Source organism: Shewanella putrefaciens (assembly GCF_016406325.1).
In the GTDB taxonomy this organism is placed as follows: Bacteria; Pseudomonadota; Gammaproteobacteria; order Enterobacterales; family Shewanellaceae; genus Shewanella; species Shewanella putrefaciens.
Genome location: NZ_CP066370.1, coordinates 1913356 through 1940062, shown reverse-complemented (window position 1 = coordinate 1940062; position 26707 = coordinate 1913356). Strand labels below are relative to the sequence as shown.

General features: G+C 43.4%; 26 protein-coding genes, 2 tRNA genes and 1 pseudogene. 15 read left to right on the top strand and 14 right to left on the bottom strand.

The features are described 5' to 3' along the window. Positions 1 to 103: 103 nt before the first annotated feature. Complete coding sequence (locus JEZ96_RS08730; protein WP_025008585.1) at positions 104 to 1117, top strand: D-alanine--D-alanine ligase; 1014 nt, start codon at positions 104 to 106, stop codon at positions 1115 to 1117. 79 nt (positions 1118 to 1196) lie between these two features. On the opposite strand, the gene JEZ96_RS08725 is transcribed toward JEZ96_RS08730, so the two are convergent. The 6 genes and pseudogenes from JEZ96_RS08725 to def all read right to left on the bottom strand — a co-directional run bounded on the left by JEZ96_RS08725 (position 1197) and on the right by def (position 7292). Beyond that, complete coding sequence (locus JEZ96_RS08725; RefSeq protein ID WP_011919209.1) at positions 1197 to 3446, bottom strand: sensor domain-containing phosphodiesterase; 2250 nt, start codon at positions 3444 to 3446, stop codon at positions 1197 to 1199. Between the two features lie 137 nt (positions 3447 to 3583). Beyond that, positions 3584 to 4798, bottom strand: a complete 1215-nt coding sequence (locus tag JEZ96_RS08720) for an RsmB/NOP family class I SAM-dependent RNA methyltransferase (RefSeq protein ID WP_011789517.1) — start codon at positions 4796 to 4798, stop codon at positions 3584 to 3586. 158 nt (positions 4799 to 4956) lie between these two features. Continuing rightward, positions 4957 to 5130, bottom strand: a pseudogene (locus JEZ96_RS19515) (transposase); the annotation flags it as partial. A 10-nt stretch (positions 5131 to 5140) separates the two neighbouring features. Beyond that, positions 5141 to 5581, bottom strand: a complete 441-nt coding sequence (locus tag JEZ96_RS08715) for a DUF4274 domain-containing protein (protein ID WP_014610685.1) — start codon at positions 5579 to 5581, stop codon at positions 5141 to 5143. A gap of 143 nt (positions 5582 to 5724) precedes the next feature. After that, positions 5725 to 6570, bottom strand: a complete 846-nt coding sequence (rhlP, locus tag JEZ96_RS08710) for a rhombotarget lipoprotein (RefSeq protein WP_011919206.1) — start codon at positions 6568 to 6570, stop codon at positions 5725 to 5727. A gap of 230 nt (positions 6571 to 6800) precedes the next feature. Beyond that, positions 6801 to 7292: a peptide deformylase gene (gene def, locus JEZ96_RS08705; RefSeq protein WP_011789520.1), complete on the bottom strand. Its 492-nt coding sequence runs from the start codon at positions 7290 to 7292 to the stop codon at positions 6801 to 6803. Positions 7293 to 7560: 268 nt separating this feature from the next. On the opposite strand from def, the gene JEZ96_RS08700 reads away from it, so the two are divergent. Both JEZ96_RS08700 and JEZ96_RS08695 read left to right on the top strand, forming a co-directional pair. Then, positions 7561 to 7986, top strand: coding sequence for an MGMT family protein (locus tag JEZ96_RS08700; protein WP_011919205.1), 426 nt, complete (start codon positions 7561 to 7563; stop codon positions 7984 to 7986). Positions 7987 to 8177: 191 nt separating this feature from the next. Continuing rightward, entirely contained in the window at positions 8178 to 8984 is an 807-nt protein-coding gene (locus JEZ96_RS08695; RefSeq protein ID WP_082785958.1) for a DUF3108 domain-containing protein, read from the top strand. Positions 8985 to 9148: 164 nt separating this feature from the next. Here the strand turns inward: JEZ96_RS08695 and JEZ96_RS08690 are convergent, their stop codons facing one another. Continuing rightward, positions 9149 to 9928 (bottom strand): class II glutamine amidotransferase, encoded by a 780-nt coding sequence (locus JEZ96_RS08690; RefSeq protein WP_011789523.1) that lies wholly within the window; start codon positions 9926 to 9928, stop codon positions 9149 to 9151. Between the two features lie 243 nt (positions 9929 to 10171). Between JEZ96_RS08690 and fadE the strand changes: the two genes are divergently transcribed. Then, positions 10172 to 12619, top strand: a complete 2448-nt coding sequence (fadE, locus tag JEZ96_RS08685) for an acyl-CoA dehydrogenase FadE (RefSeq protein ID WP_061783095.1) — start codon at positions 10172 to 10174, stop codon at positions 12617 to 12619. Positions 12620 to 12879: 260 nt separating this feature from the next. Here the strand turns inward: fadE and JEZ96_RS08680 are convergent, their stop codons facing one another. Continuing rightward, complete coding sequence (locus JEZ96_RS08680) at positions 12880 to 13299, bottom strand: PRC-barrel domain-containing protein (RefSeq protein ID WP_025008584.1); 420 nt, start codon at positions 13297 to 13299, stop codon at positions 12880 to 12882. A 289-nt stretch (positions 13300 to 13588) separates the two neighbouring features. On the opposite strand from JEZ96_RS08680, the gene JEZ96_RS08675 reads away from it, so the two are divergent. The 8 genes from JEZ96_RS08675 to JEZ96_RS08640 all read left to right on the top strand — a co-directional run bounded on the left by JEZ96_RS08675 (position 13589) and on the right by JEZ96_RS08640 (position 18902). Then, entirely contained in the window at positions 13589 to 13750 is a 162-nt protein-coding gene (locus JEZ96_RS08675) for a DUF3309 family protein (protein ID WP_011789526.1), read from the top strand. Positions 13751 to 13792: 42 nt separating this feature from the next. Next, positions 13793 to 14104, top strand: a complete 312-nt coding sequence (locus JEZ96_RS08670; RefSeq protein WP_011789527.1) for a BON domain-containing protein — start codon at positions 13793 to 13795, stop codon at positions 14102 to 14104. A gap of 136 nt (positions 14105 to 14240) precedes the next feature. After that, positions 14241 to 14939 (top strand): Crp/Fnr family transcriptional regulator, encoded by a 699-nt coding sequence (locus JEZ96_RS08665; protein ID WP_011789528.1) that lies wholly within the window; start codon positions 14241 to 14243, stop codon positions 14937 to 14939. A gap of 123 nt (positions 14940 to 15062) precedes the next feature. Further along, positions 15063 to 15830: a Crp/Fnr family transcriptional regulator gene (locus tag JEZ96_RS08660; RefSeq protein WP_188960001.1), complete on the top strand. Its 768-nt coding sequence runs from the start codon at positions 15063 to 15065 to the stop codon at positions 15828 to 15830. Between the two features lie 380 nt (positions 15831 to 16210). Then, positions 16211 to 16579: a hypothetical protein gene (locus JEZ96_RS08655; protein WP_014610690.1), complete on the top strand. Its 369-nt coding sequence runs from the start codon at positions 16211 to 16213 to the stop codon at positions 16577 to 16579. A 91-nt stretch (positions 16580 to 16670) separates the two neighbouring features. Continuing rightward, positions 16671 to 17498: a BON domain-containing protein gene (locus tag JEZ96_RS08650; RefSeq protein ID WP_011919201.1), complete on the top strand. Its 828-nt coding sequence runs from the start codon at positions 16671 to 16673 to the stop codon at positions 17496 to 17498. A gap of 115 nt (positions 17499 to 17613) precedes the next feature. Further along, positions 17614 to 18039, top strand: a complete 426-nt coding sequence (locus tag JEZ96_RS08645; RefSeq protein WP_011789532.1) for a DUF4398 domain-containing protein — start codon at positions 17614 to 17616, stop codon at positions 18037 to 18039. After that, positions 18036 to 18902, top strand: a complete 867-nt coding sequence (locus JEZ96_RS08640) for an OmpA family protein (protein ID WP_025008582.1) — start codon at positions 18036 to 18038, stop codon at positions 18900 to 18902. Before JEZ96_RS08645 ends, JEZ96_RS08640 begins: the two co-directional genes overlap by 4 nt. A 101-nt stretch (positions 18903 to 19003) precedes the next feature. Here the strand turns inward: JEZ96_RS08640 and JEZ96_RS08635 are convergent. From JEZ96_RS08635 to dnaQ, 4 genes are all read right to left on the bottom strand, one after another. Further along, a tRNA-Asp gene (locus tag JEZ96_RS08635) sits at positions 19004 to 19080 on the bottom strand. A 150-nt stretch (positions 19081 to 19230) separates the two neighbouring features. Continuing rightward, positions 19231 to 19307, bottom strand: a tRNA-Asp gene (locus JEZ96_RS08630). A 167-nt stretch (positions 19308 to 19474) separates the two neighbouring features. After that, complete coding sequence (locus tag JEZ96_RS08625) at positions 19475 to 20842, bottom strand: TIGR03503 family protein (RefSeq protein ID WP_025008117.1); 1368 nt, start codon at positions 20840 to 20842, stop codon at positions 19475 to 19477. A 10-nt stretch (positions 20843 to 20852) separates the two neighbouring features. After that, positions 20853 to 21581 (bottom strand): DNA polymerase III subunit epsilon, encoded by a 729-nt coding sequence (dnaQ, locus tag JEZ96_RS08620; protein WP_025008116.1) that lies wholly within the window; start codon positions 21579 to 21581, stop codon positions 20853 to 20855. A 70-nt stretch (positions 21582 to 21651) separates the two neighbouring features. On the opposite strand from dnaQ, the gene rnhA reads away from it, so the two are divergent. After that, positions 21652 to 22122 (top strand): ribonuclease HI, encoded by a 471-nt coding sequence (gene rnhA, locus JEZ96_RS08615; RefSeq protein ID WP_011789536.1) that lies wholly within the window; start codon positions 21652 to 21654, stop codon positions 22120 to 22122. A 163-nt stretch (positions 22123 to 22285) separates the two neighbouring features. Here rnhA and JEZ96_RS08610 read toward each other — a convergent pair whose 3' ends face one another. Both JEZ96_RS08610 and JEZ96_RS08605 read right to left on the bottom strand, forming a co-directional pair. After that, the gene (locus JEZ96_RS08610) at positions 22286 to 23182 is read right to left on the bottom strand and encodes a LysR substrate-binding domain-containing protein (RefSeq protein ID WP_011919200.1); all 897 of its coding nucleotides are present in this window, start codon (positions 23180 to 23182) and stop codon (positions 22286 to 22288) included. 23 nt (positions 23183 to 23205) lie between these two features. Next, on the bottom strand, positions 23206 to 23940 hold the full coding sequence (locus tag JEZ96_RS08605) for a class I SAM-dependent methyltransferase (RefSeq protein WP_011919199.1): 735 nt from the start codon (positions 23938 to 23940) through the stop codon (positions 23206 to 23208). A 165-nt stretch (positions 23941 to 24105) separates the two neighbouring features. Here JEZ96_RS08605 and gloB point away from each other — a divergent pair, with 165 nt between their 5' ends. Together gloB and JEZ96_RS08595 are read left to right on the top strand one after the other, a co-directional pair. Next, entirely contained in the window at positions 24106 to 24909 is an 804-nt protein-coding gene (gene gloB, locus JEZ96_RS08600; protein ID WP_011919198.1) for a hydroxyacylglutathione hydrolase, read from the top strand. Between the two features lie 242 nt (positions 24910 to 25151). Further along, positions 25152 to 26696, top strand: a complete 1545-nt coding sequence (locus JEZ96_RS08595; protein ID WP_061783100.1) for a LysM peptidoglycan-binding domain-containing protein — start codon at positions 25152 to 25154, stop codon at positions 26694 to 26696. Positions 26697 to 26707 lie beyond the last annotated feature (11 nt).

Here is a 26707-nt window from a genome sequence, read left to right as displayed (position 1 = left end):
TTGCACTCATAGGGATAACAAAACTAAGATGGCTACGGCTATTTTATAGGATGATTGACGAACACATGGCTCTCATCTGATCTTGCTCAATTGAGGAATGACAATGTCTAGAATTAACTTACTTTTGCTGTGCGGCGGCGGAAGTGCTGAACACGATATTTCACTAATGTCGGCTAACTATTTTGAATCCTCATTGGCAAAATCCGATCAATTTTCCGTGTTACGGGTAGAACTTGATAAATTGGGTCAATATCGCACCGCGGCAGGCGATGAGTGTGAACTGACGAATAATCGCGAAATCCGTTTTCGCGATGAAACTAAAGCGCCTTGGCCTGTGGACTATGTTATTCCTTGCATCCATGGTTATCCCGGCGAAACAGGTGATATCCAGTCCTATTTCAACCTTATCCAACTGCCCTACTTCGGCTGTGAATCCGAAGCCAGTAGTAATTGTTTTAATAAAATCACCGCCAAAATGTGGTTTTCAGCCCTAGGGATCCCCAATACTCCCTACATTTTTCTACACCAATATGATGATGAGGCGATCAGCCAAGCACAAACCGCCTTGGCTAATTGGGGTTCAATCTTTATTAAAGCCGCGTCGCAAGGATCATCTGTCGGTTGCTATAAAGTGGATGACAGCAGCAAAGTGGCACAAGTACTCAAAGATGCCTTCGGCTACGCACCCTATGTTGTAGTGGAAAAAACCATTAAAGCCCGTGAATTAGAAGTCGCAGTATACGAATACAATGGTGAGATTGTGGCAACCCTGCCAGGTGAAATTATCTGTGATACCAATACCTTCTACACCTTTGATGAAAAATATGCCAAAAGCAGTAAGGCACGCACCGATGTGGTTGCAAAAGATGTTTCTGTAGAGCTCAGTGAACAGATCCGTGCTTATGCTATCAAGGCATTTAAGGGGATGAAGCTGCGTCACCTGTCACGTATCGACTTTTTCTTAACCGCTGAAAATGAAATTTTGCTCAACGAAATCAACACATTCCCTGGTTCGACACCGATTTCAATGTTCCCTAAAATGTTGCAAAACCACGGCCACGACTTTACCGAATATTTAAGCCTAGTGATCAACAGCCAGTTATCGGCAAAGGATTAAATCCGTTTTATTGTAGGTTATGTGAAAGAGCGCCAATGGCGCTCTTTTTGATGTTTAGTTACACATAAATGCGAACACACTAATGTGGCTTAGCTTGCTTAGCCAATAATTCAAAAAATGCGGCCTTAGGCATAGGTTGATAATAGAGGTAACCTTGAATTTCTTGAATGTCATTTGCCATCACAAACTTCAACTGAGCCTCTGTTTCTACCCCTTCAGCAGTCACGCTCAAATTTAATGCATGACTTAAGCGCACTATGGCCTCAACCAGAGCCTCGTGGCGTTCGCCTTCTGCTAATCTATCGATAAAGCTTTTATCTATCTTAATTTGATCTATGGGAAAATTCGCTAAATAAGATAAAGAGGAATAACCAGTACCAAAGTCATCTAAGGATATTTTCACACCTCGAGCACGCAGTTCATTGAGCACTTTGATTAAATGTACATGTTGTTTCATCAATAAGGATTCGGTAATTTCCAGCGTGATCAATTCATAGGGAAAATCAACTAAGCCTAATTCTTCAATTATGTCAGCAAAAGAGTCACAAAATGCATCCTGCAACTCATGGGACCAGAACTCAAAAGTAGACACATTCACCGCTAAGCTAATACCCCAACCATGGTCTTGCATCTCCTTAATCGTTTGCATCGCACATCGGCGGACATTTCGACCGATATCAACAATCAATCCACTATTTTCAGCGATGGGAATAAACTCATCTGGAGCAATAAACTGGCCTTCATGTTGCCAGCGTAATAGTACCTCTGCACGCACGATCAACCCCGTTGTCGCATTAACGATTGGCTGATAATAGAGCTCAAAGGCTTGTTGATCTAAGGCTTGCTTTAGCAATGTATGTAAATTCGCTATTCGTTCGGCATTCTGCTGCATTTGCTCAGTAAAGAAATGATACCGATTGCGCCCATTCGCCTTGGAGATATACATGGCTTGATCAGCACAATTAAGCAATTGCTCCAAATTAAGTGCATCCTCAGGGAAACGTGCAATCCCGATACTAACCGAACTGTAAACGCCTTTATCCTTTGATAGCTCATAACGCCGATAGACATTTTTAATGATTTTTTCGGCCAATTGTGAGAGTGCTTTTTGTGTAACAACCCCGGGTAACAGTAAGGCAAACTCATCACCACCTAAACGCGCAAACATTATACTGCTGTCTAAACAGGTTTTTATCTGTCCAACAACCTGTAACAACAACATATCGCCCTTATCGTGACCATAGGTGTCATTGACTTGCTTAAAGTTATCTAAGTCCATCAGCATAAAACTAAAGCCCGGCGTTAAACAGTCAGAAGTGATTAAGGTTTGGATTTGTCTAAAGAGGGCATTACGATTTGCAAGCCCTGTGAGTGAATCATTATTCGCTTGATACTTAATTAGTTGTGCGGCTTTTTTACGTTCACTGATATCGGAAAATAACCAAGCGAAGCCATTGTAATTGCTGTGAGGCTCACGAAATACCGTTACAGTAAGATCAAGGTAGAAGGTTTCACCATTTCCCCTGAGTCCAACTAATTCCCCTTGCCACATTTTTCCTGCAGATAGGTGCTGAAAAAGCATATCAAGTTCATGGGGTTCTGACTGAGACAAAAAGGTTTTTGGGTGAAAATTAGATGATTCTACTGTTTGTGGTTGTACTATTTGCTTAAATGCTGCATTTGCATATAACACGGCATCGAGGGAATTGGTGATCACAAGTGCTAAAGGCAAGCGATCAAATATTTTCACCGCTAAACGCTGAAACTCCATCGAACGGCTACGTTCAATCGCAAGGCTCGCCAATCTTGCGGCTTCCGATATCAAGGTTAAATCCTGCGGCATAGGTGATTTTATGACGTCATAATACATGGCGAAAGTCCCGAGTACTTTCCCATGATTATCTTTGATGGGTTCAGACCAACAGGATTTAAGGCCCGCACTGAGAGGAATTGCTTTAAACTTTTCCCAAAATGGATGGTGCGCGATATCTTCAACAATAACACGTTCCCCCAAGTAGGCCGCAGTACCACAGGAGCCTACGTCTGGGCCAATTTCAATGCCATGAATTGCTTGGTTATAGTTATCTGGCAAGTGGGGGGCAGCACCAAAAAGTAACCGTTTACCATCATCACTCAACAGTAGGACGGAAGCCTTTGTCCCTATTTTTTGAGCCTCAATTTTAAGGACGAGCGCGTGAAGAATCTCACCTAGAGGTGCACCATTTAACAACATAGATAAAATGCCGCTATAGCAATCTAAGCTAACATCGTGATCTAGTTTAAGTGAGGATTCGAAAAGTCGTCCCATAACATTAGTGCCTTCGTCCATATCTTCCTTCGCCGTGCAATACTGTTAGGCTCAAGTAAAAACATTATAAACTCAGAAGAATTCTAGGCACTAAGGTGCCCCAAAGCAACTCAGCCTTAAATAGACTAAAAGTGCTTTAGAGCAGTATTGAAAGGTGTTTATTCTTGAATTCGTTCAATTTTCGCAAGATAAAAACCATCAAAACCTGTATCGGCAGGGCTTATCGTTTCATCTTCTATTAGACGAAAGTTTGGATTTTCCGCCAAAAATGCATCCACTTGACCACGGTTCTCGCACGGAAAAATAGAACAAGTGGCGTATACAAGGATCCCGCCCACTTTCACCATACGGCTGTAACTGTTCAAAATATGTTTTTGCAGTTCCATCAGAACGGGTAAACGCTCTGCGGTATCACGCCATTTTGCATCAGGGTTACGCTTCAGTACTCCAAGACCCGAACAAGGAACGTCGAGCAACACACGATCGGCACTGAGTTTAAGACGCTTAATGGTTTTACTACTAGCAATTAAGCGCGTTTCAACATTATAAGCCCCATTACGACGGGCACGCTCTTTGAGCTTATCGAGTTTCCATTGCTCCACATCCATAGCTAATAGGCGCCCTTTGCCCTGCATTTGTGCGGCGATGTGTAAGGTCTTACCGCCCGCGCCAGCACAAGCATCGATGACTTTCATACCCGGTTTTGCATCCAGTGCAGCGGCCACGCGCTGAGAACCCGCATCCTGCTGCTCAAACAACCCCTCTTTAAAACTCTGGGTGCGAAATAATGCAGAATCTGAGGTGACTTCTAACGCAGAATTAACTGTATCAACGGGTAGCGTACTCACATATTCTGCGGCAAGTTTTGCCATTAACTCATCACGGGTAACCTTGAGGCCGTTAGCGCGTAAAAAACGCTTAGGCGCAGTGCTTAAGGCTGCGCGCTCCTTTTCCCAAGATTTACCAAGTTGCTCACGGCCCATGGTATCAAGCCATTCTGGACAACCATCCCAAAGCACAAGTTGAGTTTTTGCTTGCTCAATACGCTCAGCCAGACGTTGTTCATCCACGGGTAAGGAATATTGCATCTTAGGTAATGGTAAGTCATGGAATAAATGCCAAGCATTGAGTAGCTTGGAGCCATATCGTTCCATTTCATCAGGACTGATTTCAGCCAAATAACAGTACAGATTTAAGCGCCTAAGAATATCCCCCGTCACCAGCGCAATACGCGCTTGTTCAGCTGGCACCAATTGCAACCCAGAAAAATGCTGAGAATAGGCTCGATCTAAGGGTTTTCCTTGGCTCAACACCATAGTTAAGATACTGATCACTAATTCGTTAGAGCTGGCAGAAAGCGGAGAATTCAACATTTAAAGGTTACCGTGAATGATAAAACCGGAGGATCATAGGAGGTCAAGCCCGAATACGCAAGCATGCTAGTACCGAGTTAAGGCTAAAGCCATAAAAAATCACCCACATTGGCATATTGTCACTTGTGGTCACGGCGATAACGACAAGCTACGCCGCTAAGATGCGGATGGTTGCTCATCACCGCATATACACCGACATCAATAGCAAAAACCTGAGCCAGTTTAAGCATTTGTGGCTCTACCTACTCGCGTCTATGGTCCTAGTTGTTACCTAAAAAAGGGGGCTTCACACATAAATAGGCACGCCTAACCACCCGACTACAACATCGTATATCTCAACACTCATACCACAATAGGTTGATACAGAATCTCAGGCACTCCACGCTTCTTAAGAAAATATTGCGCCGTCTTTGTTATTTTTTCAGTATGGGAAACTGTTTTCACCTGATAATAACCACTTAAAATTCGCTTAGTCAGCATGACCGCGAAATCATAATGTTCCTGTTGATAAGGTTCTATTACCTCATTTGTTGGAATTAATTCATTTAGCTCATTCATTTCTAACCAATCCATCGCTTCAGCAAGCCAAAATAGCTTTATGGCAATGGCTAACTCGCATAATGGATGATCCGCAATTGCAATAGGAATCTCATTACCATCATCCCAATTATAATGGTTCAATAAGGAATACAATTCATGTGCTGACGAGATAGTTTTTACAAGGTTTACCGCCTCTTCAACATCCTCGATGTCATAAACAATTCTATCAATAATGTCTGTCATTATATTTAAGTCCTTAATGTTTCAATCAGCCCATTTAACATAGGGTAAAGGAGTGATAAGAACTTAATACAAAGCCCGAAGTAGAAATATCCAAAACATTGAAACTCCTTTTCATTCACCTCACCCCTGATAAATGGGTTCAACTATTCTCGGCAGATGGTTAAACGGCGCACAGCAAAAATCCCCAGTAATGAAAGTATCAATAGCGATAAGCTGCCACCGCCGCTGTAACCTTGTTTATGTTCTATGGTGGCGACGTGCTCTTCCTTAACCCGAGTTTTAAAACGGGCAAGCTCGTCATCTAAATTGACTATCATATCGTTCACCGCGAGATCAAAGCCCTCGTAGGATTTTTCTCTTAAGGTTGTCGTCACGCCAACAGCGGTTGAACTTTCAGTTAACTGATTAATACCTGGCGCCCTAAATAACATCTTCTGGCTACGCATATCGAAAACGGCGGTATCAACAAAGGTTTGAATCGCATTTTCATTGCCAGGGATTAAATACATGCCCACAATCGTCCAATAAAGAATGGCGGATTTGTTCTCGTGGCTTTGCATCAATTGATCGTAAGACACCAATGCCATCACATCGACATCATGCAAACGCGCAACCTGCTGCAAGGTTTCAAAACCTTTACCATTTTTAAGATAGGTACTTGGGATCACTTCGATACGATCGATATAGTCATATTTGACAAAGGATTTTTTAACCTTATCAAGTAAGGCCATCTGAGTTCGGCTATCAATTGCATCATGTTGCCAATGGGATGATGGCAAAAAAGCGATGCCGACGGTAATCGGTAAACGTAGCACAGGTAAGGATGGCTGCTGGGCTTGGCGACTCTTCTCATCAGGGTATAAATATTCGACTAAGCTACTCGATACCGCATTTTTCTCCGTAGTATTACCGTTAAAAAATGCACTACAGCCACTCAGTGAAAGCATTGCGAATGAGGCTATGCCACAGGCTATTACCTTAAATTTCATTTGTTTCCCTACCGTATCCATACTCTTGCTGTTAATGATGAAAACTGAACCTACAACTAATGCAGATTTTGGGTTACCTTATCCACTCATCAGAGTAAAAACAAGCTGTTATGTTCACATATCACAGCATTAATCTTCTTTGATTAAATTTTAAATACAAAAAAGCCGCACTATAAATGCGGCTAGTCAATAGGTACAACCATTCTGTAAAATACAACTTAAGTCAAAAGTTAAGCGTATTTACGCACTTTTTTAAGGGCGATTTGTTGTTTTAGCATGGATAAATGTTCGATAAATACTTTGCCATGCAAATGGTCGATTTCGTGCTGCAACACTATGGCTAAAAACTCATCGGTTTCGATTTCGATAGCTTTGCCAGTTCTGTCTAAGGCGGTCACTTTAACTTTTTCAAAACGTGACACTTTAGCGCGATAACCTGGGATAGACAGACAACCTTCTTCACCGACGAACTCACCTGACTTTTCAACAATCTCAGGATTAATCAGTACTAAAGGCTGGTCGCGACCGTCAGATAAATCGATCACGATAATTGCATCTGTACTGCCGACTTGAGTTGCTGCTAAACCGATACCATCGTCCGTGTGATACATGGTTTCGATTAAATCATCGATAAATCCCTGAACAGCTTCAATATCTTTTACAGGTTGCGCTTTACGTTTAAGGCGCTCATCGGGAATGGTTAGAATATCGAGTACAGCCATGCCAGTTATCTTCTCTCATCGAGTCAAAAAAATTGGCGCTATTATGGACTATTTGGCTATTTACACAATATTTCAAGCAAAAATAGTTTAATCGCCAAGATTACAATCGAGTTAGTAGATATACTCAAGCCACCTTAAAAATAAAGTTAAGCGTCCTAAAAATGACTCATACGAGCTAACAGCAAGATTTCGCAACTGAGCTATTTAGCGTTAAACTGGCTAACCTAACACTTTAGCAGGTATGAAATCTTAATAAGGGCACTTGTTCATGTCGCCGTTTCCTAAAGATAAATCTGTGCACTACCCCTATCTGAAACTAGATGAAAAGATTTTAGACACGATACCTATGCAAGTAGTGTCGTCCCCTATGGCGAGAATTTGGCATATTGTTGGTATGATCCCAGAGGGAAAGATCAGCAGCTATGGCAAAGTCGCTGATCTTGCAGGCTTACCAGGGCGAGCACGTTATGTATCCAAAGCGCTTAAACTAGCACCAGAGCAGTTATCACTGCCTTGGCATAGAGTGCTCAATAGCCATGGCAAAATATCCTTCGAACAAAACTCATCCGCGTTTCAAGAACAGATGGAATTATTACGAATTGAAGGAATAGTAGTGAACCGAGGCAAAGTTAACTTGTCTGAGTTTGAGTGGCGTCCCGATCTAGCAACCTTAGTGATGTCGATGCCATTTTAGTTTAATCTACTGAACTATCATCTGTTTACATAGGTTAATCCCTCGGTTATAACCTAAGTTAACGCAATAAATGCTATCTTTTTAACAATGAAAACTGTGTAAGTAAGATGCGACTCGACACTTTTTTATCCACTGCGGCACATGTTAGCGCCGTCATACAAGGTGAAAACCTGCGACATAAGGAGCATTATTTGCGCACCATAACAGCATTATTAATGAGCATTTCCGCACTCTCCCACAGTGTATTTGCCATGGCACCGCCTACGCCACTCACTCCACAAACTGCTGAATATCAGGTCAATTATGGTGATATTCAATTAGGCAAAGCCAAATACGTACTCCCCAGTGCAGAAAACGGCGTATTTAAGTATCGTTTTGATAGCGATCTAAGCCTTTTGCTACTGACCGATGTCCGCCATGTACTGAGTGAATTTACCCAAGAGGAAGGAAAGCTGACTCCACTACGCTATTTACACCAACGTAAAGGTGTTGGCCCCAATTACACTGAGCAAACCGCCTTTGCTAAAGCGCAAGGATTTATCCATACCCGATATAAAGACGAGAAAGGTAAGTTTCCCTATGAGGACGAAATATTCGATCCCCTAATGGTACAACTGCAATTCAGATTGGATATCAGTACAGGCAAAGAAGTGCTCGATTATAAAATGATCAAGGACAACGAGGTGGATGACTATCAATTTCATGTCATAGGTAAAGAGCGAATGACAATAGAAAGTGGCAGTTATGACACGGTAAAAATCGAAGTTGTACGCGATAATAAAAAGCGTCAAACTTTTTTTTGGATGGCACCTGACTTAGCTTATCTTCCTGTTCGTTTATCTCATTTTGAAAAAGGCAGTAAGCAGCTTGATATTAAATTACTCAAATATCATTTCGATGAACAACAAGCTGTTACACCCGAACCAACCGAAACACTTACACCACAAGCAGCACCAAAACTCTTAGGGACAACTGACAAAGGGACGACTGAAAACTAACGGTTTATCTCAATTGCAAAAATTGGGTTAATTCTATAGTGACAAACTCAGTATTGTTAATGCGGAGTTTGTCACCCTCATTATGCGAATAATTTAAAATAAACAGTGCGTTATTGCAGATAATCGCTGAACTGTAACCATGTAAGATAAAACACTTGCCAACATTAGCAATCAACCAATAACTCACCGAATCGAAATAACTTCCAATCGCCAGACTGCATCACATGCCAGTTCTCATTTTCAGTTAATGGCCGGGTGGCAATCACTGTCACGACATCATGGGGGGTTGTTTCTTTATCAAAATCAATCACTACATCCGTATCGATCAGTTTCGCTTTGCCAAACGGCGCGCGGCGCGTGATATAGCACAAGTTGTTGCTGCAATAGCTCATCAAATACTCACCATCGCTTAAGATCATATTAAACACGCCTAAGGTTCGAATTTGTTCGGCTAGAGTCGCAACAAAATGAAATACTGCCAGCATATCTTGGGGTTTAGCATCACCAAACTTTTGGGCAACTTGTTCTAAAATCCAGCAGAAAGCGAGTTCGCTGTCGGTATCGCCCACGCTCTGATAGCGCGAGACTTGAAACATATCCTGATAATCCGTCAATTGACCATTATGAGCATAAGTCCAATAACACCCCCATAGTTCGCGGGTAAAAGGGTGCGTGTTTTCCAAAGACACACAACCGCGATTGGCTTGGCGAATATGGCTTATCACCACTTCACTCTTAATGGGGTAAGATTGGATCAATTTTGCAATATGGGATTCACTGCTCGGGCAAGCATCCTTAAAAGTGCGGCTACCTTTCCCTTCGTAAAAAGTAATACCCCAACCGTCAACATGGGGCCCCGTTACCCCACCACGTTGTGCTAATCCCGTAAAACTAAACACAATATCGGTCGGCACATTGGCACTCATCGCCAGTAATTCACACATATCTCTCGCCTATTTGCTCTCAACTCTCTACGGTTTTGCATTGTAACTAGTTGATGACATTTGTGGAATGATCAGAGCTGACAAAAAATTTAAACAATTGTTTGAAAAATGCTTGTATTAAAATTCTCTTAGGTTTAACTTTTATGCGACACAGGTCTGACCACAAACTATAATTGTGATCGCCATCAATAAAACTCGCTATGACCTGTGGTTGGCACTCGGTCATACTTAAGGAGAATTACAGTGACTACCCTACTTTGGATCATCGCTATGATCTTAGTGTTAGGAGCCCTAGCTTACCTTCGGGTATCTTTGCTCACTGCCACTATCGCAGCCGCTGTTGTGATGACAGCAGGATGGACACTCGATGTTGTCGGCCCTATCTCTTGGATCGTTTTCCTTGTGATTGCCTTGCCACTTAACATCAGTGCATTTAGACAAAATGTAATCAGTCGCCCACTGATGAAGATATATCGTGGCATCATGCCTGAAATGTCTTCTACCGAAAAAGAAGCGATTGAAGCCGGTACCACTTGGTGGGAAGCCGATCTGTTTGCAGGTAACCCGAACTGGAAAAAACTCCATAACTACCCAGTTGCGCGTTTAAGTGCAGATGAGCAAGCCTTCCTCGATGGCCCAGTAGAAGAAGTGTGCCGCATGGTAAACCAACACCAGGTATCACACCAACTCGCTGACTTACCTGCAGAAGTATGGCAATACCTCAAAGATCATGGCTTCTTTGCTATGATCATCAAGAAAAAATACGGCGGTTTAGAGTATTCAGCCTATGCACAATCCCGTGTGTTGCAAAAACTAGCAGGCGTCAGCAGTGAGTTAGCTTCAACTGTTGGTGTACCGAACTCTTTAGGCCCTGGTGAACTATTGCAACATTACGGCACGCCAGAGCAACAAAACCATTATTTACCGCGTTTAGCCAAAGGGTTAGAAGTCCCTTGTTTCGCTCTGACCAGCCCAGAAGCCGGTAGCGATGCAGGCTCGATTCCTGATTTTGGTATCGTGTGTAAAGGTCAATGGGAAGGCGAAGAAGTTCTTGGTATGAAGTTAACCTGGAACAAACGCTATATCACCTTAGCACCGGTTGCCACTGTATTAGGTTTAGCCTTCAAACTGCGCGATCCTGATCATCTACTTGGTGATAAAGAAGAGCTCGGCATTACCTGCGCACTGATCCCAACCGATGTTGAAGGTGTTGAAACGGGTCGTCGTCACTTCCCGCTCAACTGTATGTTCCAAAACGGTCCGACTCGCGGCAACGAAGTATTCGTACCATTAAGCTTCATCATTGGCGGCCCGAAAATGGCTGGTCAAGGCTGGCGCATGCTGGTGGAATGTTTATCAGTGGGTCGTGGTATCACGCTGCCATCAAACTCAGCGGGTGGCGTGAAAACCGCAGCACTGGCAACGGGTGCCTATGCGCGCATTCGTCGTCAATTCAAACTGCCCATTGGTAAGTTAGAAGGCATTGAAGAGCCAATGGCTCGCATCGGTGGCAACGCCTACCTAATGGATGCGGTCACTTCGCTAACAACGACAGGTATTGATTTAGGAGAAAAACCATCGGTTATCTCTGCAATAGTGAAATACCACTTAACCGATAGAATGCAGAAATGCATCATCGATGCCATGGACATTCATGGCGGTAAAGGCGTATGTCTTGGCCCGAATAACTATTTAGGCCGTGGTTACCAAGCTGCGCCTATCGCGATTACTGTTGAAGGTGCAAACATCCTCACCCGTTCGATGATCATCTACGGCCAAGGCGCAATTCGTTGCCATCCGTACGTGCTTGCCGAAATGGAATCCGCGTTTGATACCCAGTCGGGTCAAGGTTTAGCCAATTTCGATGCGGCAATTTTCGGTCATATTGGTTTTGCGACCAGTAACTTTGTTCGTAGCTTCTGGTTAGGTCTGACATCGAGCCGTTTCTCAAACGCGCCTTACTCAGATAAAACCAAGCGTTATTATCAACATATGAATCGTTTCAGTGCCAACCTTGCCCTACTCTCTGACTTAGCCATGGCAACCTTGGGTGGTAACCTTAAACGTAAAGAACGTATCTCTGCCCGTTTAGGTGACTTATTAAGTCAACTGTATCTGGCATCAGCCACACTGAAACGCTATGAAGATGAAGGCCGTCAAACCGACGACTTGCCATTAGTACAATGGGCCGTTGAAGATGCACTATACAAGCTACAAGCATCTTTAGACGATTTACTGGATAACTTCCCTATGGGTCTTGGCGGCGTATTACGTGTGGTGATGTTCCCATTCGGTCGTCCACTGAAACGCCCAAGCGATGTGTTAGATCATAAAGTCGCTAAGATCATGCAAACACCCTGTGAAAGTCGTGACCGTTTAGGTAAAGGCCAGTTCTGGACTAACTCGGAGCACAATGCTGTAGGTATTCAAGAGCAAACGCTTAAGGATATTCTGGCTGCCGAACCTTTATTTGACAAAGTCTGTAAAGCCAGTGGTAAACGTCTACCCTTTATGTGGTTAGATAAAGTGGCCGCTGAAGGCAAAGCCTTAGGGGTATTGAGCGATAGCGAAATACAACTGTTGGAAAGAGCCGAGATTGGCCGCATGAAGTCAATCAATGTGGATGACTTTGACCCAGCAGAACTGCGTCCAGAAGTAGTTTCTGCTACTTCACAAGAGCGCGCAGCCTAATAACCACATAGGATTGGTTATTACACAAAGAAAGGAGGCTGTATAAGCCTCCTTTCTTTTGTTCATCACTAAACGCTAACGCTTCACTTTGGTCAAGACTCTTTAGTCAAGCATCTTCCCACATTGTAACGGTACAAACCAACCCCTGAAAATAGAATGTATTTTAACGGGATGATTACAATCAACTCGTCCGGTCTTATCAGCTATTCATTGGTTGAATTGAAAAAGCGGGGAAGAAATCCCCTGCTTTTTACTATCTGTTAATCCCACTGACTACCATAGTAATCGTGCAGATTTTTTCCCCATTCAACATCTGTCATATTCGGCCAATGACCTTTGTCAAAACCTGGCGCCGTTTTTAGTCTTTCTAATGATATGTCCATAACAAAACATTTTTTCTCTGTATTAAGAGTCAGCATTTTCCAAGGTACCGCAAAAAGCTTTTCTCCAAAACCAAAGTAAGTACTGAATGACAGTACCGCATAACCGACACGGCCAGTTCCAACTTCAAGCATAATTTCTTTGATGTCCCCTAAGGTCTCATCAGCATGGTTAACAACAGTGTTGCCGATCAGAGTTTCAGCACCCATCAGATATGGACCGGGTCCCTGTGTCGATAATGTCTCGGCGAACTGGGGATTCTTGTAAATACCGTAAATATCGCGATCATGATAATTCATTTTGTTGACCTCTGTAGCGCTGCCCATGGAACTGAGCAACTGGATAAGTGAAGCACCAAACCTTGGGCTCTACTGAACATGTCCGTCAACGGACATTGGTCAAAGTATGTCCCACTGCAATCACAATCTCTGTTCGGCATACCGCTTATCGGGTCATATGGAGATAGCAATGAAACAAGTCAATTCATCACTTCCTATACGTGCGCCAGCGTACCGACATACGGTTTATTAAGGTACAAACTTGATATTACCCGGTGCAAGAATTGCTCCGACATCAGGAATACTCGCCATGTCAATTGCTACTATATTATTGATTATTTTAATTTTGTTATTTCTCGGCATGCTCCCCACCTGGCCTCATAGCCGCAACTGGGGTTATCGTCCCGGTGGCGTTATAGGCATAGTGCTACTGGTGCTGATTATATTGCTGTTAACCGGTCGCATCAGTTAACGGGCCATTATCATTCTTACTATTTATCAAAAGGATAATCTGATGAAAACAATTAAAGTGTTAAGCATCTTTCTGCTTGCCATTGGGCTAGTCGCCGTCGCCAGTTGCAGCTCCAATTACAACAAAGAAGGCACTGGCGAATATTTCGACGACAGTGTGGTGACGACTAAAGTTAAAGCTGCAATTCTAGGTGAAAAAAGCTTGAGCGTAGCTGAGATTAATGTTGAAACATTTAAAGGTGTGGTTCAGCTCAGCGGATTTGTCAAATCACGCGAAGATATCAATACAGCAGTCAAATTGACAAGCAAAGTCCCTGGTGTCATTTCAGTCAAAAACGATATGCAACTAAAATAACCCTTCATTCCACCTCAACTAGACAGAGAATTATTTAACGTCAATCATTCCGTAGCCCCATTCTGGTGTTACGGATCTTCTTTTTTGCAGCAGATTTTCTGGTGTTAGGCCCGTACCACCAGTGGTAGGAATAGCAATGTCAACAATAATTCAAAACACACTAGCACCAAAGGTTCAGAATCAATTGATCCATCACCTACCCGCTTTAGAGCAAGCTGAATTATTATCACAAGCTAAATTAGTCCAACTTAACTTCGCTGATTTACTGTGTCAGCCAGGGGAGTCATATCAATACGTTTATTTTCCGTTAACGGCATTTATTTCATTGATCGCTAAACTACCAAAACACCCTGCATTAGAAATGGGCTTAATTGGCTATGAAGGCATGCTTGGTGCAACAACGTTGTTGAGCACTCGACAAGTCCCTTCTGAGGCAATTATCCAAGGTTCAGGTAAAGCCTGGCGTATCCCAATTGCAACGTTTGAAGACTTACTTGCTCAAAGCAGCAGTCTGAGACAGATATTGGAAACTTACCTATACCAATTATTATGCCAATTATCACAAAATGCCGTCTGCGCACATTTTCACTCAGTCGAATCTCGGCTTGCACGCTGGCTATTAATGAGTCATGACCGCATACAGACTAATGAGCTGTTTCTCACCCATCAGTTTTTATCTGATATGTTGGGTGTTAGGCGAAGCAGTATTACCGAGGCCGCGGGAGAATTGCAGGCCAGCGGCTGTATTTCATATAACCGTGGGCGGTTATATATCCTCGACAGACAAGGTCTGCTGGCTCGTTGCTGCAGTTGTTATCATTTAATGCGTACTTAACCGTATCTTTTTTACTCCACAAACCAACAAAAATGTCATTATGTGCGCTAGCGTACATAGCATTGATACTTTGCGCTGTAACCTCTATAAACGACACTAAAGCACAAGGACACACTATAAGTCATGGACACACAACAATTGAAAGCGGTGCCAGAACAGGCACTGAAAAAGGCTAATGCCCCCCCCGAAAACAACCGGTTACTAAACGACTTACCTGATGAAGTCAAACAGCGTATTTTCCCGCATCTAGAGCTAGTGTCATTAGAGCTTGGTGACGTGGTCTGCGAAGCTGGCTCGAAGCTGCGTTATGTCTATTTTCCACTGAACTCTATTATTTCACTGCTCTATGTGATGGAAAATGGTGCATCTGCTGAAATTGCAGTCGTTGGCAATGATGGCATGGTCGGCGTTGCACTGTTTATGGGGGGAGAAAGCACCACGAGTCGAGCCGTAGTACAAAGCGCTGGCGTTGCCTATCGGTTGTTTGGTCAACGGCTCAAAGACGAATTTAACCGTCATGGTGCTCTGCTCCACCTCTTGCTACGTTATAGCCAAGTATTGCTCACCCAAATGGCCCAAACAGCAGTTTGCAATCGCCACCATAGTATTGAACAGCAACTATGTCGCTGGCTGTTACTCTCTATCGATAGGCTATCGGATGATCGCGTATTGATGACGCAGGAATTAATTGCCAATATGCTTGGCGTACGCCGAGAAGGCGTCACCGATGCTGCTGGAAAACTGCAACGAATGGGAATAATCAATTACAGTCGCGGTAATATTGAGGTACTGAACCGCAAATTGCTGGAGCAAACCTGTTGTGAATGTTACTCAGTCGTTAAGCAGGAGTCAGAACGTCTGATGCCACAAAAAAATGGCACTAAAAAATAGTCAACCTCGCAGGCTATTTCAGTCATACATACTCTAGATAAACTTTACCGTTGTAAAACCCTATTTTACTAAGGTGAAAGTTCAGACTTCAGATAGCAAAGCTGTCTGTGGTACACCCTAAATAAATCGGGCAGTCATCAAAACTAGATACGCAAGGATAGCGTGTACTGATACTGCCAATCCCAAACGCCTGCACAACCACCGCAATTCCTTGCACTTATCATCAAACGACTTTCCTTTAAATCCACAAAGTGCCTACATCTAAATGCTAATGCCACGGACTGCATGCGCGCTAACGCACAGACGTTCAATATTTAACAGGTCATTCTGAATATACGGTTCATGCACTCTTGCACTGCACCGGATTACTTGAGGTTTATATGAATAAATTCACTGAACAAAATAAAACCATCGTTAAAGATGAACAGAATACTAAAACCAACAAAGCCAATCCTCCGGTCACCGCTAGCAACAACCAAACTGGCAAAATTATCGCAGGAGATAAAGACAAACAGGAGGTTGGCACGAGCAAAAATACCGAAAATCAGCAAAAAGATGCCTTTAACGGTAAATGGCAAGACCAGATCCAAGCAGCAAAAGGTAATTGGAGCAAAATCAGCGAAGCTGAATTGGTTAAATCAAACGGCAATGAAGCCAACCTAAATGAACTCGTGCAAAAGCATTATTCATTGAGCCGAGATGACTCGAGCAAACAGGTAAAAAGCTTTATTGATAAATGTAAATGCTAAACCTTGCGGTTGTACTGAATAACAACCGTATTTAGCTTAGGCCAGTGTCGCTATTGCTGCACTGGTTCTCTTTCTGTTAGGGAGTACCATCATGAATTTATCGTATCGCAAATTTATTTTTACCTTAGCCATCTTACTCACCCTGTCACCACTACAGTCAGCATCAGCCGCTGATACGGCAACGAAAGCAATGGATGATGTACGCCAAGAAAGCCAAATTGCAACAAGTTATGCCCTCAACCCCTATTTACGCGCTAATGATCTAAAAGTCACAGTACAAAAAGGTAAAGCAGTGTTGACAGGTCAAGTGGACGAAAAAATTAGCAAAGAACTCGCGGGTGAAATCGCTCAGGGCGTATCAGGCATTAAAGATGTTGATAACCAGATAGTCGTTGACGCTAATTACATGCCGAAAGCTAACTCAAATGGTTTTGGTGACAAAATTGATGATGCCAATATCTCGGCCGCTATTCGCTCTAAATTGCAATGGAATAAAGATGTCGATGACGTTGGCACAGAAGTCATGACTAAATCCGGACGAGTCACGCTAAATGGCACTGTAAACAACCAGAATGCAAAAGACATTACTCATCGATTGGCACTCAATACTCGCGGCGTAAAATCAGTCACCAATAATTTGAAAATTCAAAGCGCAACGGTAAGCAAAGACGAAAAAGCAAAACTGAAAAATGAAACAGAAAGTCACAATATTTCAGATAGTTGGATAACCGCCAAAGTAAAATCCAGCTTTATGTATTCAAGCAATATTAATGGCTCTGACATTGATGTCAGCACCAATAACGGCATAGTAACACTGACAGGTAAAGTTGCCAGCGGCAGTGAACAATCATTAGCTGTTGAAACAGCACAGAATATCCGTGGTGTTAAAAGTGTCACATCCAAAGCATTAACATTCTAATCAATATCGACACTCTCAAAAATAGTGCTATTCACCAATATGATTAACGGTGAATCGTTGGATAACTGACGTTAGAACCACACTCGGTAGTTTGTGTCTTGTAAAGGAGTTACAAATGAACATCAAAAAAAATCAACAACCACAACCGTTATCAATCAGTCTGCTACGAGCAAAGCACTTTTTATTAGCAGGCTTCATTGCTATAGCGATTAGCGGCTGCAGTTCATCCCCTTTGGCTAAAACGGCAGAAATGGAACGTGCAGAACGAACCATTGCTCGTGTCGAACAAGCAAGAGCGGGTCAATATGCATCAAATGAACTTGCACAGGCTAGGCAGAAACTGCAAGCCGCAAACAGTGCATTGTTAAAAAAGGATACCGTCAACGCCGATCGTTATGCCATTGAGGCAAGCCTTGACGCAGAGCTTGCGCTAGCCCGTGCTGAACTGGCACAAGCCAACAGCGTCAATGATGAAATGAAAAACAACATCAGCATTCTGCAACAAGAAATGTTGCGCCGCACAAAAGGAATTCAGCAATGAAAATGCCTAAAGCTTCGTCGGTTTTCCCCTTGCGTTTTAGCCGTCAATTGCTGTCATATAGCCTGCTGCTGACCACAGTAGCAGCCTGCAGCAGCGCACCTAAGATGGCTGAAGGCATCAGCGATATACGTGCAGAACTTAACACTCTGCAAGCAAAGAATGAGCTGGCAATCCTCGCTCCTGCTGCAATCAGTCAAGCCGAAGAAGCGGTACGTGCCGCTGAGCAACCAGTAAAAAACGAGCAACTATCACAACATCTCGTGTTTGTTGCCGACCGAAAAGTCAACATTGCCTTAGCCCAAGCGCAAAGTCGCTTTGCAGAGGATCAGCAAAAGGTTCTCGCAAAAAACCGTGATGATGCCAGACTCGATGCAAGGACAACAGAGGCCAATCAAGCGCATCAGGATGCGCGCCTAGCCCGTGCTGATGCTGCAGATGCTCGCCAAGAAAGCGATGATGCACAAGCACAGCTTGCTCTACTTAATGCCCGTGAGTCAGAACGTGGTTGGGTTGTGACCTTGGGCGATGTCTTATTCGATACTGGAAAAGCCAATCTTAAGTCATCGACGAGTCAGCATCTCACAAACCTAGCAACCTTTCTGGGTAAATATCCACAACGTGGCGCCATCATTGAAGGGTATACCGATAGCGTAGGTACTGAGGAGTACAACCTTGGCCTATCGGAGCGAAGGGCTGATAGTGTTAGCAATTTTCTGCAGGCACAAGGAGTTCAATCCAGTCGACTCAGCAGCCAAGGTAAAGGTGAAAGCTTCCCAGTTGCAAATAATGAGTCCGCTAGTGGTCGCCAGCAAAACCGTAGAGTTGAAGTGATTATTACCAACGCACCACAGGCACAACGATAAATCTTGCTCGATGATTTATCGTTGAAGTTTAGGATAACGTAATAAAAATAAGTACAATAGAAAAGCAAAAAGCCCCATCTTTCGATGGGGCTTTTGCAATTTGGCGGAGCGGACGGGACTCGAACCCGCGACCCCCGGCGTGACAGGCCGGTATTCTAACCAACTGAACTACCGCTCCAAATTCTTCCGTATCCATTATCTGACGAGTATCGAACCCGCTAACCCCGACGTGACAGGCCGCCGATGTCAAAACGATAGTCTAACCAACTGAACTACCGCTCCATAACTATAATAATGTCGCATTATAGACTATTTTCAAATACTTGACTGGCGGAGCGGACGGGACTCGAACCCGCGACCCCCGGCGTGACAGGCCGGTATTCTAACCAACTGAACTACCGCTCCACTCAAGTTGCACAGCATAATACGGATGGGTTTAACGAGCGTCAACCGTTTTTTTCACACTCTGAGATCGTTTAGTTAAAAATTCGCCACACTAACTGAAACCATCTGATTTAAGAGTAAAATATTACGTCATTACAATATTTCAGCCGCTACAGATTAAAATTCAACTAACGCTCCTTACTATCAAATTCATCAGGCATAGTAAGATCAATTTCATCGAAGGATGGCATCGCTGATTTATTCTCCGTTGCTTCATCTAAAAGACGCTGCTCTGCGGCGGCCAGTGCTTGAGCAAGGCTTTGACGTTTACGCCATACAACCAATGCCACAATTCCTAAAACCAGTAAGACTGCATTAATGGTAATAATCCAAAAGATGGCATCCTTTTTTGCAAGAGCTTCTTCTTCTGCCGCTTGTTGTGCCGCCACAGCCGCAAGTTCTTCAGCACTCGGGGGAGGTTCTGGCGGCTGAACTAAATTGAAAAAGAGTTCTGGTAGATCAATCACTATCTCCCGCCCTGTTACTGTGGTTGTCGCCACAAAACCTTTAATGCGGTAACTACCAAATTCAGACACTGGCGGTAATGGCAACTCAGTATCAGGCTCTGTTAACCCGTTGAGTATAATGGGAAGCTGCAACCCCGCAGGCCCCACTAATTCAAATGAAAAGTGTGTCTCTGCCAACTGTAGGACACTGCTATCGGCATGAAGCATAATTTTCCATGGACCCGTTAAAGGATCATCAGGAATGATCACTTCGGCATTAATCGGTCGTGGCGACAGCTTAAAAGGAAATGACACTTGGCGCTCAAACACGTTATTACGTGCTTTAACCACAAAATCATATTCTCCCCATGGTTGCTTAATATTGATATTACTGGTGAAAATGCCATCGTCAGGCTTTTCATCAAAACTCTCACCGTTATCTTTATAGGAACCAACAATAATATCCCCAACGGCAAAGTTTTCATCACCTGCACGATGCTTACTCACAAAATGCGCTGTCCATTCCACTAAATAATCTAAACCAGGCATACGAACACGCTCGGCATCACCCATCAGTTGAGCAATGATCTTAATTTGTTCGCCTTGAAATAGCGGCTGCGGCAGTGCTTGCACTTCAATTTCAAGCTTGGAGATTTTCTTAATGGTTGAAGTCAGCACCACTTTCCCCAACAGTTGCCATGGGCCCACTGGCGGAGATTCAATATGAATGATGTCACCTGTAATACCATCAACCCATTTTACCGTCTCAGGATGACGATTGGCATACCATTTACTGCCATCTGGCAACACTATGACCACAGGCGCTGAACCATACTCACGCTCAATCAATAGCGTCATACTGCTAACCATATGGTCGACTCTAAAGCGATTTTTAAGCTCAGATGCCGTTTCTAATGGCACCACTTTAATCATCGGTGTTGAAGACTTCCCCGGTGCTGGCGGGTTAGCAGCCCAAGCGTTGGAGCCAAGCAATAAAGTGCCGAGCATTAAAACAGTGTTGAATAGGGGCGTAGGAAGCGAAATCGTCATAACAGATTATTTATCCTCTCCAGAGGCATTTTCCCGATTTTGCGACTAAATCAAGGCGTTGTTCGTGCATAGCTAGTTCATCGGCCGATGCTGAGATCACTTTAAGATTAAGTGAATTGGGAGCAAACCGCTGGATCCCCCCTGCTTCCTGTCCTACTTCTTCGTTAGATAAATTAAACTTCGTTTGCCCACCCGTCATGATCAGATAAACATCTGCAAGGATCTCGGCATCGAGTAATGCGCCGTGATAGTGACGACGCGAGTTATCAATACCATATCGCTTACACAGGGCATCAAGGTTATTTTTTTGCCCCGGATGTAAAAATTTAGCTATTTCTAAAGTATCGAGAATATCGCAGATATCCATCGTTTTCGGGCCTTTAGAAGGCAACATCGAAAACTCGTGATCCATAAAGCTCACGTCGAAGTTTGCGTTGTGGGCCACGATTTCAGCACCATCAATAAATTCAATAAATTGCTGTGCTATTTGGTGAAAACGTGGTTCGTTTGCAACTCTCTGATCGGTAATACCGTGGACAGCTATCGCTTCAGGATCAATGGCCTGTCCTGGATTGATATATTGATGAAAGTAACGTCCAGTCAGCCGACGATTGATAACCTCCACACAGCCAATTTCAATAATTCTATGGCCCAAATAGACAGCACCGCTGCCTTGATTCATACCTGTAGTTTCTGTATCCAACACAATCTGGCGGCTGGCGTTTGAAATAATATTCATACTTTTATGCGCTTCTTATGACAATTTTTGGTTATACTCGGCCGAAATTCACGGCAATGGTAACAACTTGATGACTGAACGAAAACTGATCCACATCTTCACTGATGGCTCTTGCTTAGGCAACCCCGGCCCCGGTGGCTATGGCATTGTAATGAATTATAAGGGTCATACAAAGGAGATGTCCGACGGTTTTGCACTTACCACCAATAATCGCATGGAATTGTTGGCACCAATCATCGCCCTAGAAAGTCTTAAAGAACCTTGCAGAGTCGTTCTTACCAGTGATAGTCAATATATGCGCCAAGGCATAATGACGTGGATCCACGGTTGGAAGAAAAAAGGGTGGATGACCTCAAACCGTACGCCTGTCAAAAATGTGGATCTTTGGAAACGCTTAGATAAAGTATCGCAAATGCACACTATCGATTGGCAATGGGTAAAAGGCCACGCTGGCCATGCTGAAAACGAGCGTTGTGATATCCTAGCACGCTCCGCGGCTGAAGCGAATCCAACCCAAATCGATGAAGGTTATCAACCTTAAGCACACTCCTCTAAATCACTAGAGATAACGAGATAATAAATATTCTGTTTTACGCACTCACTTATCGTAAACATTGTGTGGTATCAATCTCTAAAAGCCTCCTTCCCATCATCGCGTTAGAGGGGCTTTCAGTTGATATCACTTCAGATGTCACGTATTTACCCTAGTGAGCAATATTGAAGAAATTCCCGCAAAACTGCACAAACGATTGCCCTAAAGAGGTCGCTTGACGGCTTTTATGGGTAATGCGATAAAACTGCCGCTCTAGGACCAGCCCTTCAACTGTCACCATCGCCAATTCTTTTCGGCTTATCTCCTTATCTAGAGCAAGCTCTGATAATACGCCTAATCCTGCACCTTGCTTGACAGCATGTTTAATCGCATCCGGCGTAGAAAAGCAGAATTTAGCCTCGGGACGCATATCTAACTCATTGGCAGCATTAACAAAATATTCTCGAGTGCCAGATCCTTCTTCTCGTAGCACCCAAGATTGTCCTTTAAGTGCGGCAGGTTTTACGATTTTGCCAGCAAGCGGGTGCGCAGGATGACAAAACACGAGTAATGTATCCTTATGCCACACCTCAACCTTCAATCGACTATCAGTACAATAGCCTTCAATAAAGCCCATTTCTGAACGAAATTGTGCTACCGATTGGATCACATCTTGGGTATTTGTGATTGCGACATCCACGTGGGTTTGAAGATGTTGCTGACAAAAAGCCACTGCGGCTTTGGCGAGTAAATAATTACCGATTGTCGAGCTAGCACCCACGCTTAAATGCCCAATAAGATCGCCATCTTGCTGAGTAAAAGCTTGTTCAATCTGCTCGACTCTATGTAATAAATCCGTTGCCAGAGGTAGTAACAAATTGCCTTGGGAATTTAATTGTAAACGATTGCCAATTCGTTCAAAAAGTCTAGCATTTAGCTGTTTTTCTAATTCTGCCAATGCCATAGAAGTCGCTGGGGGAGAAAGGTTAACTTGCTCCGCGGCTTTAGCAACCTGACCGCTTCGCGCTACGGCTTCAAATACAGCCAGTTGCCTCAAGGTTATTCGCATATCATACTCGTTTGTACACGCGGTTATTTGGAATGTTCCGATAAATGTCCAGAACGGCCTGCGCTTGATGCGGTGCTCCAGTTAGGCTGTAATACTTTACGTTTATCACGGATCGGGGTTAATGGGGATTCTAGCTTACGCGCTACGATCAAATATAAGCTCCCGGTGCTAGGCAACCAAGATGCTAATGTTTGTTGTAGAAAACGTCCTTCATTAAATTCACCAATCAAAGGGTGGTATACCAAACGCTCATCACTTACCACTTGATATCCTAAAAGTCCGAGCCAATCCCTCACCCGTGATGGCATAAAAAAACGGCCATTCCAAGGTAAACAATCTTGATATTTAGGCCACAATTTACCTAAAAAAACAGGGCTTAGCGGGTTAAATCCTACAATAAATAAATAGCCACCAGCGATAAGTACTCGGTCAGTTTCACGTAAAATACGGTAGGGGTCAGGTTCAAATTCCAGCAGTAAACTCATCACTACAGCGTCAATCACACCATTTTGCAGAGGAAGATGACAAAAATCGCCAATAATTGAAGCATCTTGGCTTGAAGATAAGGAAAAGTGATGCGCGACAGGAGATTCCATACTGGATAAGGCTGCACTTAAGGGGCCGAGCTTTAGTAAATGATAACCAAATACCCGCGGCCACCAGTGAGCTAATTTCTCTGCCACTGCAAATTCTAGCGCAGCACCATTGGGTAAATCTTCCCATTGTTCAGGTTTGCATTCAGTACTGAAATACGACACAACGTTTCTCCATTACCCTTGTACGATAGCAATTCAACCAAACCCTTGCTGACTGATATAACCATGTACAAAACACTATGCCATTATGGCAAAAGTCGCCAAGGTGTATCGACTTGTGGATAATAACCTTATCTATAAATTGAAATACAGCCATAAGGTGGTTCTATGCTCACTATAACAGCGATTAAAGCCTTTAATGACAATTATATCTGGGTGTTACAACAAACTCCCCACTCGCAGGTTTATGTTGTCGATCCTGGCGATGCTAAGGTCGTTATTGCCTATCTGGTCTCCCATCAGTTAGCACTCGCTGGTATTTTGCTCACGCACCATCACCAAGATCATACTGGCGGTGTCGGGGAACTTAAACGTTACGTTGAGCAAACTTCATCACAAACACTGCAGGTTTACGGACCACAAAAAGAAAATATTGCTCATGTCAATGTACCACTTAATCCTGAAATGCGAACTGAACTCACCCTTCCTTTCCTTAACGCTCAAATACAAGTGCTGAACGTGCCAGGCCATACAGCTGGACATATTGCCTATTTCATTGAGGATGCGCTTTTTTGTGGTGATACTTTATTCAGTGCAGGCTGTGGTCGACTATTTGAAGGCACCGCGGAGCAAATGCTTAGCTCTCTTACACTATTAGCCAAACTTCCTGCGAATACTCGAGTTTTCTGCGCCCATGAATATACCCTCTCCAATCTTAAATTTGCTCTAACAGTCGAGCCTAACAATCTAAATTTACAGGCATATATGCAAAAAGCCACAGAAATGCGTGCTCAAAATAGCGCTACAATTCCCTCAAGTATTGCCTTGGAGCGAGCTATCAATCCTTTTTTGCGCGTGGGAGAACAAAGCATTATTGATAGTATAAAACAGCATTTTGATGATCCCGATCCTATCAAACTAGATGAACTCACTTGTTTTACCCGCCTTCGGCAGTGGAAAGATATTTTTTAGCACCAACCGATCCTTTTTAGATTGAAATTTATACAGTTTTTTCCACTTTTGATGATGTAAGTCAAAAATAGCCTTACAAGATGTACGATAATTAAGGGACAAGATCGAAAAGATCCCATAGAATGGCTCGTTTTTGCGTGAATACTTTGCGCTCTGTGTTGTCATTATCCTATTAAAAATCATGCTTTTAATCTACAAGCATGGCGCACTGACAATGCACTAACAGAGGACTACCGTTTTCCATGAGAGTATCACTTTATATTGTAGTAGGGGGATTTGCCCTACTCGCGGGTTGTCAGACATTGGATAACCCTGAGCTTACTAAGCCAGAAGCTAAAGCCGTCACAAAACCAAATACCGTCACTCCCTTTTATCTCTCATCAGAGGTTGAATCGGCGCAAATTACCGATGTATGGGAACGAATTCGTCAAGGAATGCAATTACCTATCCCTGACCAAAAATTAGTCAATCAATACCGTGATTGGTATATCAAGAATCCGAAACATCTCGAAATTATTTCTGAGCGTGCGGCTCCTTATATGTATATGATTGTGGAAGAACTTGAGAAACGTCATCTTCCGATTGAGATTGCACTACTGCCCATTATCGAAAGTGCCTTCGACCCATCTGCCTCCTCTGCCAGCGCCGCTTCGGGGTTATGGCAATTTACCACACCTATGGCCAATCATTTTGGATTAGAAATGAACTGGTGGTATGACGGTCGCCGTGATGTACCTGCCTCGACGATTGCCGCATTGGATATGTTGGAATATCTCTATGATAAAACAAATAATAATTGGCTCTATGCTTTTGCAGCTTATAATTCTGGGGAATCACGGGTTCTCAATGCAATAAAAAATAATGAGGCAAAAGGGTTAAAAACGGATTTTTGGTCACTTAACCTACCTAAAGAAACTAAACGCTATGTGCCTCAGCTTCTCGCGCTTGCAGAGGTTATTAAGCATGCCGACGAGTATGGTATTACTTTAGCACCAATAGAGAATACCCCTTCAATTGAAGTTGTTGATATTGATAGCCAAATTGATCTTGCTATGGCTGCAGGACTTGCCAATATGACAACGATGGAATTACAAAAACTCAACCCTGGCTATCATCGCTGGGCAACGTCGCCCTTGGGACCACACACCTTAGTATTGCCTATAGATAAATCTGAAGAGTTTAAAAAAGCACTGGCGGAGACAGAGAGCGAAGCAAGAATGAGCTGGTTGCGATATACCATCAAATCCGGTGACAGTATTGGCGCGATCGCTAAAAAGCACCATACAACTGTAGCAGCAATTCGCGCCGCTAATGGTATGAAAAACAATACGATTGTTGCAGGTAAGCACCTGATTATTCCAGTTTCTGCGGATGATAAACAGTTATACGCTCAATCGACAAGCCAGAAATTACCGAAGAAATTACGCTCTTCAACAAATGCTCAACTGACGCATAAAGTGCAATCCGGCGACACCCTGTGGGAAATTGCAAAAAAGTATAATGTGACAATCAAACAACTGACTGTATGGAATCACTTAAAGGAAGATAGCAAACTGCAAACAGGGCAAAGGCTGGCCGTTTTAGCGCCTAAACACACTGAAACTGCCGAAAAAACCCGTACCGTCAGCTATAAAGTAAAATCCGGTGATTCATTGGCTCGAATAGCTAGCAAGTTTAACGTCACCGTCACTGAATTGTTGGAATGGAACAGCTTAACTCAATCGCAATATTTACAACCTGGCCAAGTATTAAAACTGGTTGTCGATGAAAGCAAATTAAACGCTTAGTGACAACGCTA